This is a genomic window from Streptomyces humi, from assembly GCF_001005085.2.
GTDB lineage: Bacteria > Actinomycetota > Actinomycetes > Streptomycetales > Streptomycetaceae > Streptomyces > Streptomyces humi.
On the sequence record NZ_LBMU02000037.1, the window covers coordinates 189,040 to 203,860 of the forward strand.

The following is a 14,821-nucleotide window of genomic DNA, read 5'->3' on the forward strand; positions in this document are numbered from 1 at the left end:
GCCCGACCGCCAAGCCACACACGATTTCCGAAAGCGAGCACTACGACAGCCATGGCTGAGGCTCAGAACTCCCCGGTGGGCTCCACCACCGCCGGCGCCATCGCGGTGGCCGCCGAGTCGACCGTCGCCACGCGCATGAGCGCGCCCCCGTCCTTCGACGTCGCGGACTTCCCGGTCCCGCACGGCCGCGAGGAGGAGTGGCGGTTCACCCCGCTGGAGCGCCTGCGCGGGCTGCACGACGGCACCGCGGTCGCCACCGGCGAGGGCGTGAAGGTCGTCGTCGAGGCCCCCGAGGGCGTCACCGTCGAGACCGTCGACCGTGACGACCCGCGGCTCGGCAGGGCCGGCACCCCGGTGGACCGGGTCGCCGCCCAGGCGTACTCGGCGTTCGAGAAGGCCGGCGTGGTCACCGTCCCCAAGGAGACGGTGCTCACCGAGCCGATCCGGATCGCCGTGCACGGCGAGGGCGGGACCGCCTTCGGCCACCAGGTGATCGAGCTGGGCGCCTTCGCCGAGGCCGTCGTCGTCATCGACCACACCGGTGACGCGGTGCTCGCCGCCAACGTCGACTACGTGCTCGGCGACGGTGCCAGGCTGACCGTCGTCTCCGTCCAGGACTGGGACGACAAGGCCGTGCACGTCGCCCAGCACAACGCCCTGGTCGGCCGGGACGCCACGTTCAAGTCCGTGGTCGTCACCTTCGGCGGCGACGTCGTACGGCTGCACCCGCGCGTGTCCTACGCGGGCCCCGGCGGCGAGGCCGAGCTCTACGGCCTGTACTTCACCGACGCCGGCCAGCACCAGGAGCACCGGCTGCTCGTGGACCACAACACCCCGCACTGCAAGTCCAACGTCGCCTACAAGGGCGCGCTCCAGGGCGAGCAGGCCCACGCGGTCTGGATCGGTGACGTCCTCATCGAGGCCAAGGCCGAGGGCACCGACACCTACGAGATGAACCGCAACCTGGTCCTCACGGACGGCGCGCGCGTCGACTCGGTGCCGAACCTGGAGATCGAGACCGGTGAGATCGTCGGCGCCGGCCACGCCTCCGCCACCGGCCGCTTCGACGACGAGCAGCTCTTCTACCTGATGGCCCGCGGCATCCCGGAGCACGAGGCCCGCCGCCTCGTGGTCCGCGGTTTCTTCGCCGAACTGGTCCAGCAGATCGGTGTCACCGACATCGAGGAGCGCCTGCTCGCCAAGATCGAGGAGGAGCTGGAGGCCTCGGTCGCATGACAGCCTCGACCGCGTTCGTACGCGCCTGCGGGCTGAGCGAGCTGGAGGAGGACACCCCGAAGCGGGTGGAACTCGACGGCACGCCGGTCTCGGTCGTCAGGACCGGGGGAGAGGTGTTCGCGATCTACGACATCTGCTCCCACGCCAACGTCTCGCTCTCCGAGGGCGAGGTGGAGGACTGCCAGATCGAGTGCTGGCTGCACGGCTCCAGCTTCGACCTGCGCACCGGCAAGCCGTCCGGCCTCCCGGCCACGCGCCCCGTACCCGTTTACCCCGTAAAGATCGAAGGGGACGACGTGCTCGTCTCCCTCACCCAGGAGTCCTGAGGCAATCCATGGCAACGCTTGAAATCCGAGACCTGCACGTCACCGTCGAGGCCGACAACGCCACGAAGGAGATCCTCAAGGGCGTCGACCTCACCGTGAAGCAGGGCGAGACGCACGCCATCATGGGCCCCAACGGCTCCGGCAAGTCGACCCTCGCCTACTCGCTCGCGGGTCACCCGAAGTACACCATCACCGGCGGCACCGTGCTGCTCGACGGCGAGGACGTCCTGGAGATGTCCGTCGACGAGCGCGCCCGCGCGGGCCTGTTCCTGGCGATGCAGTACCCGGTCGAGGTCCCCGGCGTCTCGGTCTCCAACTTCCTGCGCACCTCCGCCACCGCCATCCGCGGCGAGGCCCCCAAGCTGCGCACCTGGGTGAAGGAGGTCAAGGAGGCCATGCAGCGCCTCAACATGGACCCGGCCTTCGCCGAGCGCAACGTGAACGAGGGCTTCTCCGGCGGTGAGAAGAAGCGTCACGAGATCCTCCAGCTCGAACTGCTCAAGCCGAAGATCGCGATCCTCGACGAGACCGACTCCGGCCTCGATGTCGACGCCCTTCGCATCGTCTCCGAGGGCGTCAACCGCGTCCGCGAGACCGGCGAGGTCGGCACCCTGCTGATCACGCACTACACGCGCATCCTGCGCTACATCAAGCCCGACCACGTGCACGTCTTCGCGGGCGGCCGCATCGTCGAGTCCGGCGGCCCCGAGCTCGCGGACAAGCTCGAGAACGAGGGCTACGAGGCATACACGAAGGGTGGCGCATCCGAGTGACACAGCTGCCGGGCCTCCTCGACACCGAGGCGATCCGCAAGGACTTCCCCATCCTGGACCGACAGGTCCACGACGGGCGGAAGCTCGTGTACCTGGACAACGCGGCGACCTCGCAGAAGCCGCGCCAGGTGCTGGACGCCCTGAGCGAGTACTACGAGCGCTACAACGCCAACGTCCACCGCGGTGTGCATGTGCTCGCCGAGGAGGCCACGGCTCTGTACGAGGGCGCGCGCGACAAGGTCGCCGAGTTCATCAACGCGCCCAGCCGCGACGAGGTGATCTTCACCAAGAACGCCTCCGAGTCGCTGAACCTCGTGGCGAACATGCTGGGCTGGGCCGACGAGCCCTACCGGGTGGACCACGAGACCGAGATCGTCATCACGGAGATGGAGCACCACTCCAACATCGTGCCGTGGCAGCTGCTCGCACAGCGCACGGGCGCGAAGCTGAAGTGGTTCGGCCTCACCGACGACGGCCGGCTCGACCTGTCCAACATCAACGAGGTCATCACGGAGAAGACGAAGATCGTCTCCTTCGTGCTGGTCTCGAACATCCTGGGCACGGTCAACCCGGTCGAGACGATAATCCGGCGCGCGCAGGAGGTCGGCGCGCTCGTCTGCATCGACGCCTCCCAGGCCGCCCCCCACATGCCGCTGGACGTACAGGCCCTCCAGGCCGACTTCGTGGCCTTCACCGGCCACAAGATGTGCGGTCCGACCGGCATCGGCGTCCTGTGGGGCCGCCAGGAGCTCCTGGAGGACCTGCCCCCGTTCCTCGGTGGCGGCGAGATGATCGAGACCGTGTCGATGCACTCGTCGACGTACGCCCCGGCGCCGCACAAGTTCGAGGCGGGCACCCCGCCGATCGCGCAGGCGGTCGGCCTCGGCGCGGCGATCGACTACCTCAACGCCATCGGCATGGACAAGGTCCTCGCCCATGAGCACGCGCTGACGGAGTACGCGGTCAAGCGGCTCGGCGAGGTACCCGACCTGAGGATCATCGGCCCCACCACGGCCGAGGACCGCGGCGCGGCGATCTCGTTCACGCTCGGGGACATCCACCCGCACGACGTGGGCCAGGTCCTCGACGAGCAGGGCATCGCGGTCCGGGTCGGCCACCACTGCGCCCGTCCCGTCTGCCTGCGCTACGGAATTCCTGCGACCACGCGAGCGTCGTTCTATCTGTACTCCACTCCGGCCGAGATCGACGCTCTGGTCGAGGGCCTGGAGCACGTACGGAACTTCTTCGGCTGAAGGGCGTGAGCTGAGACCGTGAAGCTGGATTCGATGTACCAGGAAGTCATCCTGGACCACTACAAGAACCCGCACGGGCGTGGTCTGAGGGATGGCGACGCCGAGGTGCACCACGTGAACCCGACGTGCGGCGACGAGATCACCCTCCGAGTGAAGTACGACGGCACGACGATCGAGGACGTCTCCTACGAGGGCCAGGGCTGCTCGATCAGCCAGGCGTCCGCCTCCGTCCTCAACGAGCTCCTCGTCGGCAAGGACCTCGCCGACGCGCGGAAGATCCAGGAGACCTTCCTGGAGCTGATGCAGTCCAAGGGCAGGCTGGAGCCCGACGACGCGATGGAGGACGTCCTGGAGGACGCGGTCGCGTTCGCCGGTGTCTCCAAATACCCCGCCCGGGTCAAGTGCGCCCTCCTGAGCTGGATGGCGTGGAAGGACGCGACGGCCCAGGCGCTGGGTGGCGCGGCCGACGCCGAAAGGAAGACGGCATGAGCGAGACCGCTGAGATGAAGCCGGCCTCGGAGGAAGAACTCCGCGAGGCGCTGTACGACGTCGTCGACCCCGAGCTGGGCATCGACGTCGTCAACCTCGGGCTGATCTACGGCATCCACATCGACGACGCGAACATCGCGACGATCGACATGACCCTGACCTCGGCGGCCTGTCCGCTGACCGATGTCATCGAGGACCAGGCCAAGTCCGCCACGGACGGCATCGTCAACGAACTGCGCATCAACTGGGTCTGGATGCCCCCGTGGGGCCCCGACAAGATCACCGACGACGGCCGTGAGCAGCTGCGGGCGCTCGGGTTCAACGTCTGAGACCGGACACGCGGAAGCGGCGGCACCTTTCCCGGTGCCGCCGCTTCCGCGTGCGGGGGTTCAGGCCAGCGGGTCCACCAGGCGGAACGCGGAGTCCGCGCGGTAGAGGTCGCTGTTCTGGTACGGGTCCAGTTTCAGCTGGAAGTTCTGGTGGCGCAGATAGCGGCCCGGGTAGTTCACCGACTCCAGCATGACCGCGCCGGAGTAGGACGAGGTGCGGGCGCAGAAGGTGGCGTCCTGCTCGAAGAGGGCCGAGCCGTCGTCGCTCATGGCGCGCAGGACGAAGTTGCGGTGCCGCAGGTACCTGCCGTCGGCCGTTTCGAACGAGTAGCAGTAGCTGTTCGCCAGGCCCTTGACCACGGTGAACGAGGAGTCCGCGAGGGACTCGGAGCCGCGCGGCGCGTCCAGCTTCACGAAGCCGTCGCTGACGTGCCAGTAGCGGTCCGGGTAGTTGACCGAGCGGACCGACCTGCGGTCGGTACCGGACTGCGGTGCCGAACCCCCGGAACCGCTCGAACCTCCGGAGCCGCCCGAGCTGCCGGAACCTCCCCCGGTCGCCGCGGACTTGGAGGGTTTCGCGGCGGACGGCGAGGACGTGGGGCCGTCGGTGGCGTGCTGCGCGCCGGTGGCGGTGGCGGACGGGTCCGCGGCCGCGGCGGCCGACGACATGCCCGAGGTGCCCTTGGGCTGGCCGGCCGAGGCCGTCGGCGAGGCGAAGGAGAGCAGGCCGGGGCCGTTGTCGGTGGCCGCGTCGGTGGCCGGGGGAGTCGACGCCCGGTCAGGAGCGTTGTGGCTGACGGCTACCGCCGTGGCACAGGCGACGATCGTGGCGATCGCCAGCGTGCCGGCCAGCCAGAGTCTTCGGGTCCCGGGAGCCCGGGAGGTGTCGGGGACCCAGCCGTTCTCCCACTGGGGGTGCGGCGGGGGCTGGGGGGTGGTTTCTGGCATGCGCGTTTCCTCCAGCGGCGCCATTGCAGCGGCAGCCGGGGGTGTGAGAGTGAGGTGAGTGAAGTGTGAAGCGGTCGATCACAGAGGTGCACACACTAGTGGAGCGACGGGACTGCGGGGAGTCGTTTCAGCTAGCGGTTTCTGTGAGCATTAAACATCTTCGGGCGGCGTGAGGGGAGTCCGTGGCGTGCTCGTCCTTGGCCCCAACTACGTGCCACCTGAACCTACTTGGGCGCCGGACGGGTTTGCCGGCGGCTTCGCGCCAGCCGTTGTGTACGACCGTACACAACGTTGCGTACACTCGTACACATGGGATATCTGACGCTCGCCGGCGCCATAGCCGCCGAGGTCGCCGCCACGACGGCGATGAAGTACAGCGACGGCTTCAGCAGGCTCTGGCCGACGCTGCTGACGGCGCTGGGATACGTCCTCTCCTTCCTGCTGCTGGCCCAGACGCTGAAGACCGTGTCGATCGGCACGGCGTACGCGATCTGGGCCGGGGTCGGGACCGCGACCATCGCCGTGCTCGGCCTGATGCTGTTCGGTGAGGGCCTGTCCCTGCTCAAGGTGGCGGGGATCGTGCTGATCGTCGGGGGAGTGGTGGTCCTGAACCTGGGAGGCGCGCACTGATGCCCCGCCGTTACGACCCCGAACGCCGGCAGCGGATCATCGAGGCGGCGATCCGCGTGGTCGGGGAGAAAGGGCTTGCTGGTCTGAGCCACCGTTCCGTCGCCGCCGCGGCGGACGTACCGCTCGGCTCCACGACGTACCACTTCAAGACCCTCGACGAGCTGATGGTCGCCGCGCTGCGCCAGGCCAGCGAGGGATTCGCCAAGGTGATCGCCTCGCGAGGCGGACTGGAGGACGCCCGGACCGACCTGGCGACGGAACTGGCCGCCTGGATGGGCGAATGGCTGGCAGGCGACCGCACGGGGGTGGAGCTGGAGTACGAGCTCTACCTGGCCGCGCTCCGCCGTCCCGCCCTGCGCCCGGTCGCCGCCGAATGGGCCGACGACGTGGCCCGCCGGCTCGCCCACCGCACCGACCCGGTCACGGCACGCGCGCTGGTCGCCCTGATGGACGGCATCTGCCTGCAAGTGCTGCTGACGGGGGCGGAGTACGACGAGGCCTACGCGCGGGAGATGCTGAGGCGGGTCGCCGGGGGAGGATGACGACGCCGATCCGGGAGGCCGACGGGGGCCGGGGTCGCCGCTGGGGGTGGCCGGGACAGCCGAGGGGGCGGCCGGGGCCGCCGCTGGTGTGGCCGGGGTGCCGGGCTCGCCGAGAGGGTGGCCGGGGAGAGGGGGGAGGCCGGTCGGGGGATGGGGAGGGCGGTGTCCGATACCGGCTCGTGAGACGCGGTTCGCCCTGGACGCCCTGCTCACGTTAGGTTTCTGTGCATGACCGACACGAACGTTCGCACCACCGGCGCCGTGGCCGCCGGCCTCGCCACCATCGCCGCCGACGGCACCGTTCTCGACACCTGGTTCCCGGCCCCCGAACTGGTCGCCGAGCCCGGTCCGGCCGGTACCGAGACGCTCTCCGTCGAGCGGGCCGTGGAACTCCTCGGCGAGGGCGCGGCCAAGGCGATCGGCCCGGACGTCCGCCGCAACGTCGAGGTCGTCGCGGTCCGCACGGTCATCGCATCGATCGACGAGAAGCCGCTCGACGCGCACGACGTCTACCTGCGCCTGCACCTACTCTCGCACCGCTTGGTCAAGCCGCACGGCCTGAGCCTGGAGGGCCAGTTCGGCTTCCTCGCCAACGTCGCCTGGACCTCGCTCGGCCCGGTCGCCGTCGACGAGGTCGAGCAGGTCCGGCTGAACGCCCGCGCCGAGGGCCTGCACCTCCAGGTGACCTCGGTCGACAAGTTCCCGCGGATGACCGACTACGTCGTCCCCAAGGGCGTGCGCATCGCCGACGCCGACCGGGTCCGCCTCGGCGCGCACCTCTCCGAGGGCACGACCGTCATGCACGAGGGCTTCGTCAACTTCAACGCCGGCACGCTCGGCACCTCGATGGTCGAGGGCCGTATCTCGGCCGGTGTCGTGGTCGGGAACGGCTCGGACATCGGCGGCGGCGCCTCCACCATGGGCACGCTGTCCGGCGGCGGCAACGTCATCATCTCCATCGGCGAGCGCTGCCTGATCGGCGCCGAGGCGGGTGTCGGCATCGCGCTCGGCGACGAGTGCGTGGTCGAGGCGGGCCTGTACGTCACCGCGGGCACCCGCGTCACCATGCCCGACGGCCAGATCGTCAAGGCCCGCGAGCTCAACGGCGCCTCCAACATCCTCTTCCGCCGCAACTCGGTCTCCGGCGCGGTCGAGGCCCGCCCGAACAACGCGGTCTGGGGCGGCCTGAACGAGATCCTGCACAGCCACAACTGATCACCGGCGGCCGTGACCCGCGGCCGCCGCACCGATCAACGCCCTGACCCGCTGCCGAACTGTCGGCACCGGTCGGCACCTGTCGACGCTGGTGACCATTGAGCGCCCTTCCACGGCCCGAGGACGGCCCGGGAGGGCGCTCGCGCGTGAGCACCGCAGCCACGCCCACCTGGACGGCGGACCGGTTGGAGATCAACGAGGGCCAGTCAGGACCCTGATCGCGAAGGGCCGGTGCGAGGAATCGTTCTGCTCGGCCTCATAGCCGAGGACTTTGAGCATGCATACGATCGCTTCCGCTGTCCGTTCGTGTACGTCGACCGAAGCTTGGATCACCGGGTCGCGGGTCCGGCCCTGCCGCAGGGCGGCCTCGCGCACGGACTGCCGCACGGCAGGGTGGAGCTCCCAGGTGAGCCAGAGACCGCCCAGTTCGTCGTCGACCTGGTCCAGGTCGATCTCCAGCCCGCCGGGCGCCGTTTGCCGGTCTGGTTCCTCCCCGACGTCACGAACGACGAGTCCGGACCGGGACAGGTCTGCTTTCACTGCCGTGGCGAGCCGTCGGAGGCGATCGATCTCGTCGGCGCCTGGCGACCTCTGTCCGGACTCGTTCTCTCCGTTCACGACGTGCACGGTACAGCGCGGGCGGCGGAACGACTGTGCGCGGCAGGTGCCGTGGGGCGAGTGAGAGGATCGGCGGCCGTGCAGCTCCGCACCTGACGGGTTCGGTGCGGCAGGCGGTGGGTGGTTCTGTGTGGGCTGTGTCAGACACTGCACCGGCAGTAGAGGTGTGCCCCCGTGGTTCGGGCTCGGGAGGCCAGGGCGGTGAAGACGGTGATGGTGTTCTCGGCGGTGAGGCGGTCCGGGAAGTCGACCTCCTCGATCTCGTACCATCGGGCCGCCACCACGGGGACGGCGTCCTCGGGGAGGCCGGCGAGGATGTCCCGCCAGCGGTCGGGGAGTTGCTGGAGGAGCAGGCCCGTGTCCCAGGGGGAGTCGGGATCGGCGGTCCCCTCCCGGGGGTACGGGGGTTCGGGCCAGATCAGGTCCGGTGTGTCCTGCTGGGCGGAGAACGGTATGCCCTCGGCGCAGGCGACCAGTTGTCCCACGACGACGTTCGGGTCCAGGCCCTTCGCGTCGATCCAGTCCGCGCCCGCCTCCTCCAGCGTCGTCCCGCTGAGCCAGTCGCCGCCGGGGCCGATGGCCTGCTCCACCGCCGTGGCGTGGTCGGTCGCGTGGAAGTAGTCGTACAGCACACCCATGTCGGCCTCCGTCGGTCACCGGTTCCTCGTCCCGAGTAGAGCACCCGGCACTGACAACGGCCCCGCCGGCCGCCTCACGCGTTCAGGCGTCGTGCGGCAGCGACGCCCTGAACTCCGCGAGCGCGGTGAAGTCGGGCTCGCGCAGGCCGATCCGGGGGTCCACGTGGTGCAGCAGGGCCGCCCCGGGATGGTGGGCGCGGACGTACAGCGTGTCCGCGGGCCTCTGCTCGTCGTCCACCCAGGCGAAGGGCCGGCCCCGGGCGTACCCCACGATCGCCTCCGTCTTCCAGTGCACCCCGTCCGGCCGCTCCGCCGGCAGCCCCCGGCCGAAGTCGACGTACGGGAGTTCGGGCAGGCCGAGGACCGGGGCGATCCAGCGGTTGGCCTCGGCCATCCAGGTGGTCGCCCAGCACAGCTCGTAGCCGAGGGCGAGCAGCGCCGGACCGTGGTCCGGGTTCAGCCAGACCCGCAGGGGACGGCCGGGGCGTACGGTCGCCCGGATCGTCGTACAGCCGGGCGGGCGCCGTTCCGGCTTGGCCGCGTACGGGTTGAGGGGGCCGTCGACGTCCAGGAACAGCAGCGGGCGGCTCATGCGGACAACGTACGGCAGCGGGCGGGCGGGACACCGGTGGATATTCCCGCGCCGGACAGGCATAGTGGCGCCGCTCCGCACGCGTCACCAGGGATACGGGGCCCGGACACGAGGTGGGCCCGGGGGAAGAGAAGGTGACGATGGATGCGGAATCGCAGAAGAGCTTCCGGGAGTTCGTGGACAGTCGGTCCACGGCCCTGCTGAGGACGGCCGTGCTGCTGACCGGCGGTGACCAGCACGCCGCCGAGGACCTCCTTCAGAACGCCCTGATCAAGGCGGCCGGCCGCTGGCAGCGCATCGAGGAGCCCGAGGCCTACGTACGGCAGGTGCTCTACCGGCAGCAGATCAGCCGGTGGCGGCTGAAGTGGCGCCGGCGCGAACTCAGCGTCGCCGAACCGCCGGAGAGCTCACCGGCCCCCGACGCCACGTCCGCCGCCGAACTGCGGCTCGTGCTGCGTGCCGCCCTGTCCCGGCTCACCGCCCGGCAGCGCACCGTCCTGGTCCTGCGCTACTTCGAGGACCTCCCCGAGGCCGACGTGGCCCGGCTGCTCGGCTGCTCCGTCGGCACCGTGCGGTCCACCGCCCACCGCTCGCTGGCCCGGCTGCGCGCCCTCGCGCCCGAACTGGCCGCCCTCGATCCGGACCCCGGCCGCGAACAGCCGCCGTCCCGTGACTACTCGCCCGTGGAGGTGCGGCCGTGAACATCGAGGAACTCGTGCGTGACTCCCTGCGGGAGCTGGCCGCGGAGCAGCCGCCCGCGGTACCGGGCTTCGCCGACCGGGTGCTGGCCGTGCGCCGGCGCCGCCGCGGCCGCAGGCTCGCCGCGGTGGCCGCCGCGACGGCCGCCGTGGTCGCCGTCGCCGTGGCGGTGCCGGTGCTGGACTCGGGGCGGAACGACGTCCGTCCGTCCGGGGTCGTGGGGCGGAACGGGATCGCCGGCCACCCGGACCAGTCGCCGCCCCGCGAACTGATCGCGGCCGGGCAGACCGCGCTCGCCGCCTACTACACCTGGCGCACCGTGCCGCGGACGGAGAAGCAGACGGAGAAGAAGGGCAGCAGCGAACGCACCTACTGGCTGCTCGACCCGGGGACCGGTACCTACGTGAAGGACTCCCGGTGGTCCGTCGTCGCCGTCGCACCGGGCCTGCGGACGGCGGCCGTGCTGGAGCGGAACCTGCCCGTGAGCCGGATCGGTCTGCTCGACCTCGCGACCCGCAAGGTCGAGCGCTGGATCCCCGTCGAGCACCCGGTCGCCGGGCTCGCGTTCTCGTACGACGGGGCCCGGCTGCTGGCGACGACCTACGACGGCGACCCCGACGCACGGCACAAGTACCAGGACCTCAAGGGCGGCTGGGGCTGGGGGCCCACCTCGGGCACGTCCACCCGGACCGGCTTCTACGACGTGGACGTGGTCTCCGGAAAGGGCTCCTGGACGGGGGTCGCCTCCGACCGTGACACCCTCGCCCGCGCGGACTTCTCGTTCAGCCGCACCGGCGACCAGGTGTACGCGCAGGTCCTGGGCAAGCACGACGGCACCCAGCAGTTCTACGACCTCGACGGCGAGAAGGCGGCCGGTCCGGCGAACGAGCGGTACCTGCGCGCGGACGTCGACGCCCGGCTCTCCCCGGACGGCCGGCTCGCCGCGCTCGGCCTGGCGAAGGAGATCGCCCCCGGGAAGTCGTACTCCTCGATCCGCGATCCCCGCACCGGAAAGGAGATCACCAAGGTCCGCGGCGCCGGACTGCTCGCCTGGGCCGACGACCGGCGGCTCGTCGCCTGGGAACGGGTGACCGGCCTGGACGAGCCGTACCAGCCCCGGCTCGTGCTGGTGACGATCGGCAGCGACCGGGTCGTGCCACTGAGCGGGGTCCAGAAGGAGATGTTCGAGGAGACCAAGGGGTGGCAGCCGGTCTTCGTCCGCCGCTGATCAGGCGGCCGTGAACTCCTCGTACACCGCCATCAGCCCGTCGGCCGCCTCCCGGCCGGCGGGCCGCAGCGGCGCCCGTACCGGCCCGGCCGGCAGGCCCAGCGCGGTGAGCAGGGCCTTCGCCGTGACCGTGCCGGGCAGGCCCGCCGCCGTCATCGCCTCGATCAACGGCGTGGCCCGCAGCTGGAGTCGGGCCGCGCCCGCGGTGTCGCCCGCGTCGAAAGCGTCGAGGATCGCGGCGACCCGGCCCGGCACGACGTTCGCCACCGTGCTCACACAGCCCGCCGCGCCCACCGCGTACAGGGCGAGGATGTGCTCGTCGCAGCCCGCGTAGTACGCCAGCCCGGTTTCCGTCGGCCCGGTGCGCGCCAGCACCTTCTGGGTGCCGAGGAAGTCGTACGAGCAGTCCTTCACGGCGACGATCCGGGGGTGCGCGGCGAGCCGGATCATCGTCTCCGGTTCGATCCTGGTGCCGGTGCGGCCCGGGATGTCGTACAGCATCACCGGCAGCCCGCTCGCCTCCGCCACGTCGAGGAAGTGTGCCTCCAGGGCGTCCTGCGGCGGCCGGCTGTAGTACGGCGACACCACCAGGACGCCGTCCGCGCCCGCCTTCTCCGCCGCCAGCGCCAGTTCGACGGTGTGCCGGGTGTCGGCGGTGCCCACGCCCGCCACGACCGGCACCCCCTCGCCCACCGTCTCCCGGACGGCCGTGATCAGCTGCGCCTTCTCCGTGTCCGTGGTGGTAGGCGACTCCCCGGTGGTGCCGTTCACCACCAGGCCGTCACAGCCGTCTGCCACGAGACGGGCGGCCAGCCGCCGGGCCCCGTCGAGGTCGAGCGCCCCCGTCGCGGTGAACGGCGTGACCATCGCACAGAGGGTGCGGCCGAAGGGGGATGCGCTGTGTGAGTTCGTCATGGGGGTAGTCTCGGCACCATGACGACTTAGCTCTACTTAATTCTTCTACGGTTCATGTCTTAGGGATGCTACGACGTGTAAGTGCCGACGGTGGGACGGGCAGGGCTGATCGCCGCTGATCCGGGTAGCCGGAGTGTCAAGCAGAGTGGATGCCGACGACACTCAGGAGGGGCACGATGACGAAGCGGACCGTACGTGAAACGGGGGCTCGACTGACCGAGGGCGCGGGCGAGTTGGCGGCGAAGGCCGACCTCAAGGGGCGCACCCAGGCCCGTGCCGCCGATCTGAAGGACAAGGCCGGTGCCCTGACCGTGCAGTTGCGCGAGGGTGCGACCAAGGCCGGTCACCAGGCGCAGAGTCGGGCCGCCAAGGGCGGTCACGCGGCGCAGGAGCAGATGCTGAAGGCCCGTCACGCGCTCCAGGAGCGGGCACTCGGGGCCGGGCACGCCGTCCAGGAGCAGGCCGGCCGGGCGGGACACCTCGCGTCCGAGAAGGCCGCCGGCGCCGGGCACGCCGCCCGGGGGCCTCTCGCGCAGCCCGCGCGGATGGCGGTCAGGGCCGCCCTGCGCCGCCCGCGCCAGATCCTGATCGCCGGTGCCGCCTTCGCCGCCGCGGGCATGGCGGCCGCGGGCGTGCTGCGCCGGTACCGGCGCCACTGAGATCCGCCCATGGGGTCCGTCGGCCCCACCGTCTCACCGAAAACCAGAACCGTCTGGACAAAAAAACTTTTCGGTGAGACGGTGGGGCCATGCTGGATGTCACCGTGATCGAGGACCCCGAGGCGGCGGCCGTGTCGCTGGACCCTGTACGGGCCCGGCTGCTCGCCGAACTCGCCGCGGCCCCCGCGTCGGCCACGATGCTGGCCGGGAAGGTCGGGCTGCCCCGGCAGAAGGTGAACTACCACCTCAGGGCGCTGGAACGGCACGGCCTGGTCGAACTGGCCGGGGAACGGCGCAAGGGCAACGTCACCGAACGGCTGATGCGGGCGACCGCCGCGTCGTACGTCATCTCACCGGCCGCGCTGCCCGCCGTACAGCCGGACCCGGACCGCTTCCGGGACCAGCTCTCCGCACGCTGGCTGCTCGCGCTCGGCGCCCGGCTGGTACGTGACGTCGGCACGCTGATCACCGGGGCCGCCAAGGCCCGCAAGCGGCTGGCGACCTACGCGCTGGACGGCGAGGTCCGTTTCGCCTCCGCCGCCGACCGGGCGGCCTTCGTGCAGGAGCTGACGGCGGGCGTGAGCGCGCTCATCCGCAAGTACGACGCGCCCGACGCGGGCGGCGGCCGTGACCACCGGATCGTCGTCGCCGTCCATCCCACGGTCAAGGAACCACCGGTGTCCACGGCGGAGGAACCGTCCGCCGTGGACACGGCCGAGCCGTCCGCCGTCCCGGGCGCCGAGCCGTCGGCCGTCCCGGCTGGCGAGCCGTCCGCCGTACCGGCTGGCGAGCCGTCCGGCCTCGCGGCCGCGGAACCTGCGTCGGCCCCGGCCGCGGAACCGCCGTTGTCCCCCGCCGCGGAACCGCCGTCGTCCCCGGCCGGGGGGCCGCCGGCGCCCGCGGCCGGTGAACGGCACACCCCCGAACTGGACCAGTAGGCAGCAGGAGCCCCGTCATGTCGAAGGAATTCGAGATCGTCCGTGAGTTCGAGGTCGACGCCACGCCCGCGGAGGTGTGGGAGGCGATCACCAACGGCACCGGTGCGTACCTGTGGCCGATGGAGCCGCCCGAGCCCCGGGTGGGCGGCGCGGCGGCCTTCGGGTCCACCGTCGCCGCCTATGATCCGCCGCACCACCTGATCACCCGCAGCGAGGACGTAGGGTTCCCGACCCAGAGCGCCAACCAGCTGGAGCATCTGGTCGAGCCCCGGGACGGCGGCCGCCGTGCCTGGGTGCGCTACGTGCACAGCGGGATCTTCACCGACGACTGGGACAACCAGTACGACGGCGCGAACCGGCACACCGACTTCTACCTGCACACCCTGCGCGAGTACCTCACCCACTTCGCGCCCCGCCCGGTCACCTTCGCCCAGCTGAACGGGCCGGAGGCGTCCCGGGCGCCGGACGCCTTCGACGCCGTGACCCGGGCCCTCGGCCTGCCGGACGACACGGCCGAGGGCACCAAGGCGGGCGTCCGCGGGCCCGGCGGGCGGACCCTGGACGCGGTGGTCGACCACCGCGACCCGTACTTCGTCGGGTTGCGCACCGACGACGCCCTCGTCCGGTTCTTCGGACGCAACCACTGGGGTGCCCCCGTCGGCATCAGCGTGCACGACTTCGCGCCGGACGCCGACGCCCGGGCGAACGAGGCCGCCTGGCAGGACTGGCTGAACGGGGTGTTCGGCCAGTCCTGAACCGCCGCCGTCGCTCCGACCGCTCCGGCCGCTGCTAC

18 protein-coding genes and 1 pseudogene are annotated in these 14,821 nt (G+C 71.1%); 14 read left to right on the forward strand and 5 right to left on the reverse strand.

What is annotated here, in order from left to right:
• Positions 1–51: 51 nt before the first annotated feature.
• Genes sufD through AAW13_RS16845 form a run of 6 tightly spaced genes read left to right on the forward strand, consistent with a single transcriptional unit; the run spans position 52 to position 4,406 of the window.
• Entirely contained in the window at positions 52–1,236 is a 1,185-nt protein-coding gene (gene sufD, locus AAW13_RS16820) for a Fe-S cluster assembly protein SufD (RefSeq protein ID WP_046733479.1), read from the forward strand.
• Entirely contained in the window at positions 1,233–1,562 is a 330-nt protein-coding gene (locus tag AAW13_RS16825) for a non-heme iron oxygenase ferredoxin subunit (protein ID WP_046733480.1), read from the forward strand. The genes sufD and AAW13_RS16825 overlap by 4 nt, the downstream gene beginning before the upstream one ends.
• Positions 1,563–1,570: 8 nt before the next feature.
• Complete coding sequence (sufC, locus tag AAW13_RS16830) at positions 1,571–2,335, forward strand: Fe-S cluster assembly ATPase SufC (protein ID WP_046733481.1); 765 nt, start codon at positions 1,571–1,573, stop codon at positions 2,333–2,335.
• On the forward strand, positions 2,332–3,588 hold the full coding sequence (locus AAW13_RS16835) for a cysteine desulfurase (RefSeq protein ID WP_046733482.1): 1,257 nt from the start codon (positions 2,332–2,334) through the stop codon (positions 3,586–3,588). The genes sufC and AAW13_RS16835 overlap by 4 nt, the downstream gene beginning before the upstream one ends.
• An 18-nt stretch (positions 3,589–3,606) precedes the next feature.
• Positions 3,607–4,077 carry a Fe-S cluster assembly sulfur transfer protein SufU gene (sufU, locus tag AAW13_RS16840; RefSeq protein ID WP_046733483.1) on the forward strand — a complete coding sequence of 157 codons (471 nt, stop codon included), beginning with the start codon at positions 3,607–3,609 and terminating at the stop codon, positions 4,075–4,077.
• Complete coding sequence (locus AAW13_RS16845) at positions 4,074–4,406, forward strand: metal-sulfur cluster assembly factor (RefSeq protein WP_046733484.1); 333 nt, start codon at positions 4,074–4,076, stop codon at positions 4,404–4,406. The genes sufU and AAW13_RS16845 overlap by 4 nt, the downstream gene beginning before the upstream one ends.
• 60 nt (positions 4,407–4,466) lie before the next feature.
• Here the strand turns inward: AAW13_RS16845 and AAW13_RS16850 are convergent, their stop codons facing one another.
• A complete protein-coding gene (locus AAW13_RS16850) occupies positions 4,467–5,354 on the reverse strand; it encodes an AbfB domain-containing protein (RefSeq protein ID WP_046733485.1) in 888 nt (295 codons plus the stop codon).
• A gap of 309 nt (positions 5,355–5,663) precedes the next feature.
• Here AAW13_RS16850 and AAW13_RS16855 point away from each other — a divergent pair, with 309 nt between their 5' ends.
• From AAW13_RS16855 to dapD, 3 genes are all read left to right on the forward strand, one after another.
• Positions 5,664–5,984 (forward strand): DMT family transporter, encoded by a 321-nt coding sequence (locus AAW13_RS16855; RefSeq protein WP_046733486.1) that lies wholly within the window; start codon positions 5,664–5,666, stop codon positions 5,982–5,984.
• On the forward strand, positions 5,984–6,526 hold the full coding sequence (locus tag AAW13_RS16860; protein ID WP_046733487.1) for a TetR/AcrR family transcriptional regulator: 543 nt from the start codon (positions 5,984–5,986) through the stop codon (positions 6,524–6,526). The genes AAW13_RS16855 and AAW13_RS16860 overlap by 1 nt, the downstream gene beginning before the upstream one ends.
• Before the next feature lie 228 nt (positions 6,527–6,754).
• On the forward strand, positions 6,755–7,741 hold the full coding sequence (gene dapD, locus AAW13_RS16865; protein ID WP_046733015.1) for a 2,3,4,5-tetrahydropyridine-2,6-dicarboxylate N-succinyltransferase: 987 nt from the start codon (positions 6,755–6,757) through the stop codon (positions 7,739–7,741).
• A gap of 192 nt (positions 7,742–7,933) precedes the next feature.
• On the opposite strand, the gene AAW13_RS16870 is transcribed toward dapD, so the two are convergent.
• The 3 genes from AAW13_RS16870 to AAW13_RS16880 form a co-directional block, all read right to left on the reverse strand.
• Complete coding sequence (locus tag AAW13_RS16870; protein ID WP_046733053.1) at positions 7,934–8,359, reverse strand: hypothetical protein; 426 nt, start codon at positions 8,357–8,359, stop codon at positions 7,934–7,936.
• Between the two features lie 140 nt (positions 8,360–8,499).
• The gene (locus tag AAW13_RS16875) at positions 8,500–8,997 is read right to left on the reverse strand and encodes a hypothetical protein (RefSeq protein ID WP_052768708.1); all 498 of its coding nucleotides are present in this window, start codon (positions 8,995–8,997) and stop codon (positions 8,500–8,502) included.
• Positions 8,998–9,079: 82 nt separating this feature from the next.
• Positions 9,080–9,589 (reverse strand): HAD domain-containing protein, encoded by a 510-nt coding sequence (locus tag AAW13_RS16880; protein WP_046733016.1) that lies wholly within the window; start codon positions 9,587–9,589, stop codon positions 9,080–9,082.
• 140 nt (positions 9,590–9,729) lie between these two features.
• On the opposite strand from AAW13_RS16880, the gene AAW13_RS16885 reads away from it, so the two are divergent.
• Both AAW13_RS16885 and AAW13_RS16890 read left to right on the forward strand, forming a co-directional pair.
• Positions 9,730–10,290, forward strand: a complete 561-nt coding sequence (locus tag AAW13_RS16885) for a SigE family RNA polymerase sigma factor (protein ID WP_046733017.1) — start codon at positions 9,730–9,732, stop codon at positions 10,288–10,290.
• Positions 10,287–11,516 (forward strand): hypothetical protein, encoded by a 1,230-nt coding sequence (locus AAW13_RS16890; protein WP_046733018.1) that lies wholly within the window; start codon positions 10,287–10,289, stop codon positions 11,514–11,516. The genes AAW13_RS16885 and AAW13_RS16890 overlap by 4 nt, the downstream gene beginning before the upstream one ends.
• Here the strand turns inward: AAW13_RS16890 and dapA are convergent, their stop codons facing one another.
• A complete protein-coding gene (dapA, locus tag AAW13_RS16895; protein WP_046733019.1) occupies positions 11,517–12,431 on the reverse strand; it encodes a 4-hydroxy-tetrahydrodipicolinate synthase in 915 nt (304 codons plus the stop codon).
• A 176-nt stretch (positions 12,432–12,607) separates the two neighbouring features.
• Here dapA and AAW13_RS16900 point away from each other — a divergent pair, with 176 nt between their 5' ends.
• The 3 genes and pseudogenes from AAW13_RS16900 (at position 12,608) to AAW13_RS16910 (ending at position 14,783) form a co-directional block, all read left to right on the forward strand.
• Positions 12,608–13,090 (forward strand): hypothetical protein, encoded by a 483-nt coding sequence (locus tag AAW13_RS16900; RefSeq protein ID WP_052768709.1) that lies wholly within the window; start codon positions 12,608–12,610, stop codon positions 13,088–13,090.
• An 89-nt stretch (positions 13,091–13,179) separates the two neighbouring features.
• Positions 13,180–13,764: pseudogene (locus tag AAW13_RS16905) on the forward strand (helix-turn-helix domain-containing protein); the annotation flags it as partial.
• Positions 13,765–14,045: 281 nt separating this feature from the next.
• Complete coding sequence (locus AAW13_RS16910) at positions 14,046–14,783, forward strand: SRPBCC family protein (RefSeq protein ID WP_046733021.1); 738 nt, start codon at positions 14,046–14,048, stop codon at positions 14,781–14,783.
• The last annotated feature ends 38 nt before the right edge of the window (positions 14,784–14,821 follow it).

What these genes read in the sequence shown, in the direction of transcription:
- sufD (WP_046733479.1), top strand. Translation starts at nt 52, where the DNA reads ATGGCTGAGGCTCAGAACTCCCCGGTGGGCTCCACCACCGCCGGCGCC.
- AAW13_RS16825 (WP_046733480.1), top strand. Translation starts at nt 1,233, where the DNA reads ATGACAGCCTCGACCGCGTTCGTACGCGCCTGCGGGCTGAGCGAGCTG.
- sufC (WP_046733481.1), top strand. Translation starts at nt 1,571, where the DNA reads ATGGCAACGCTTGAAATCCGAGACCTGCACGTCACCGTCGAGGCCGAC.
- AAW13_RS16845 (WP_046733484.1), top strand. Translation starts at nt 4,074, where the DNA reads ATGAGCGAGACCGCTGAGATGAAGCCGGCCTCGGAGGAAGAACTCCGC.
- AAW13_RS16850 (WP_046733485.1), bottom strand. Translation starts at nt 5,354, where the DNA reads ATGCCAGAAACCACCCCCCAGCCCCCGCCGCACCCCCAGTGGGAGAAC.
- AAW13_RS16855 (WP_046733486.1), top strand. Translation starts at nt 5,664, where the DNA reads ATGGGATATCTGACGCTCGCCGGCGCCATAGCCGCCGAGGTCGCCGCC.
- AAW13_RS16860 (WP_046733487.1), top strand. Translation starts at nt 5,984, where the DNA reads ATGCCCCGCCGTTACGACCCCGAACGCCGGCAGCGGATCATCGAGGCG.
- dapD (WP_046733015.1), top strand. Translation starts at nt 6,755, where the DNA reads ATGACCGACACGAACGTTCGCACCACCGGCGCCGTGGCCGCCGGCCTC.
- AAW13_RS16875 (WP_052768708.1), bottom strand. Translation starts at nt 8,997, where the DNA reads ATGGGTGTGCTGTACGACTACTTCCACGCGACCGACCACGCCACGGCG.
- AAW13_RS16880 (WP_046733016.1), bottom strand. Translation starts at nt 9,589, where the DNA reads ATGAGCCGCCCGCTGCTGTTCCTGGACGTCGACGGCCCCCTCAACCCG.
- AAW13_RS16885 (WP_046733017.1), top strand. Translation starts at nt 9,730, where the DNA reads ATGGATGCGGAATCGCAGAAGAGCTTCCGGGAGTTCGTGGACAGTCGG.
- dapA (WP_046733019.1), bottom strand. Translation starts at nt 12,431, where the DNA reads ATGACGAACTCACACAGCGCATCCCCCTTCGGCCGCACCCTCTGTGCG.
- AAW13_RS16900 (WP_052768709.1), top strand. Translation starts at nt 12,608, where the DNA reads ATGACGAAGCGGACCGTACGTGAAACGGGGGCTCGACTGACCGAGGGC.
- AAW13_RS16910 (WP_046733021.1), top strand. Translation starts at nt 14,046, where the DNA reads ATGTCGAAGGAATTCGAGATCGTCCGTGAGTTCGAGGTCGACGCCACG.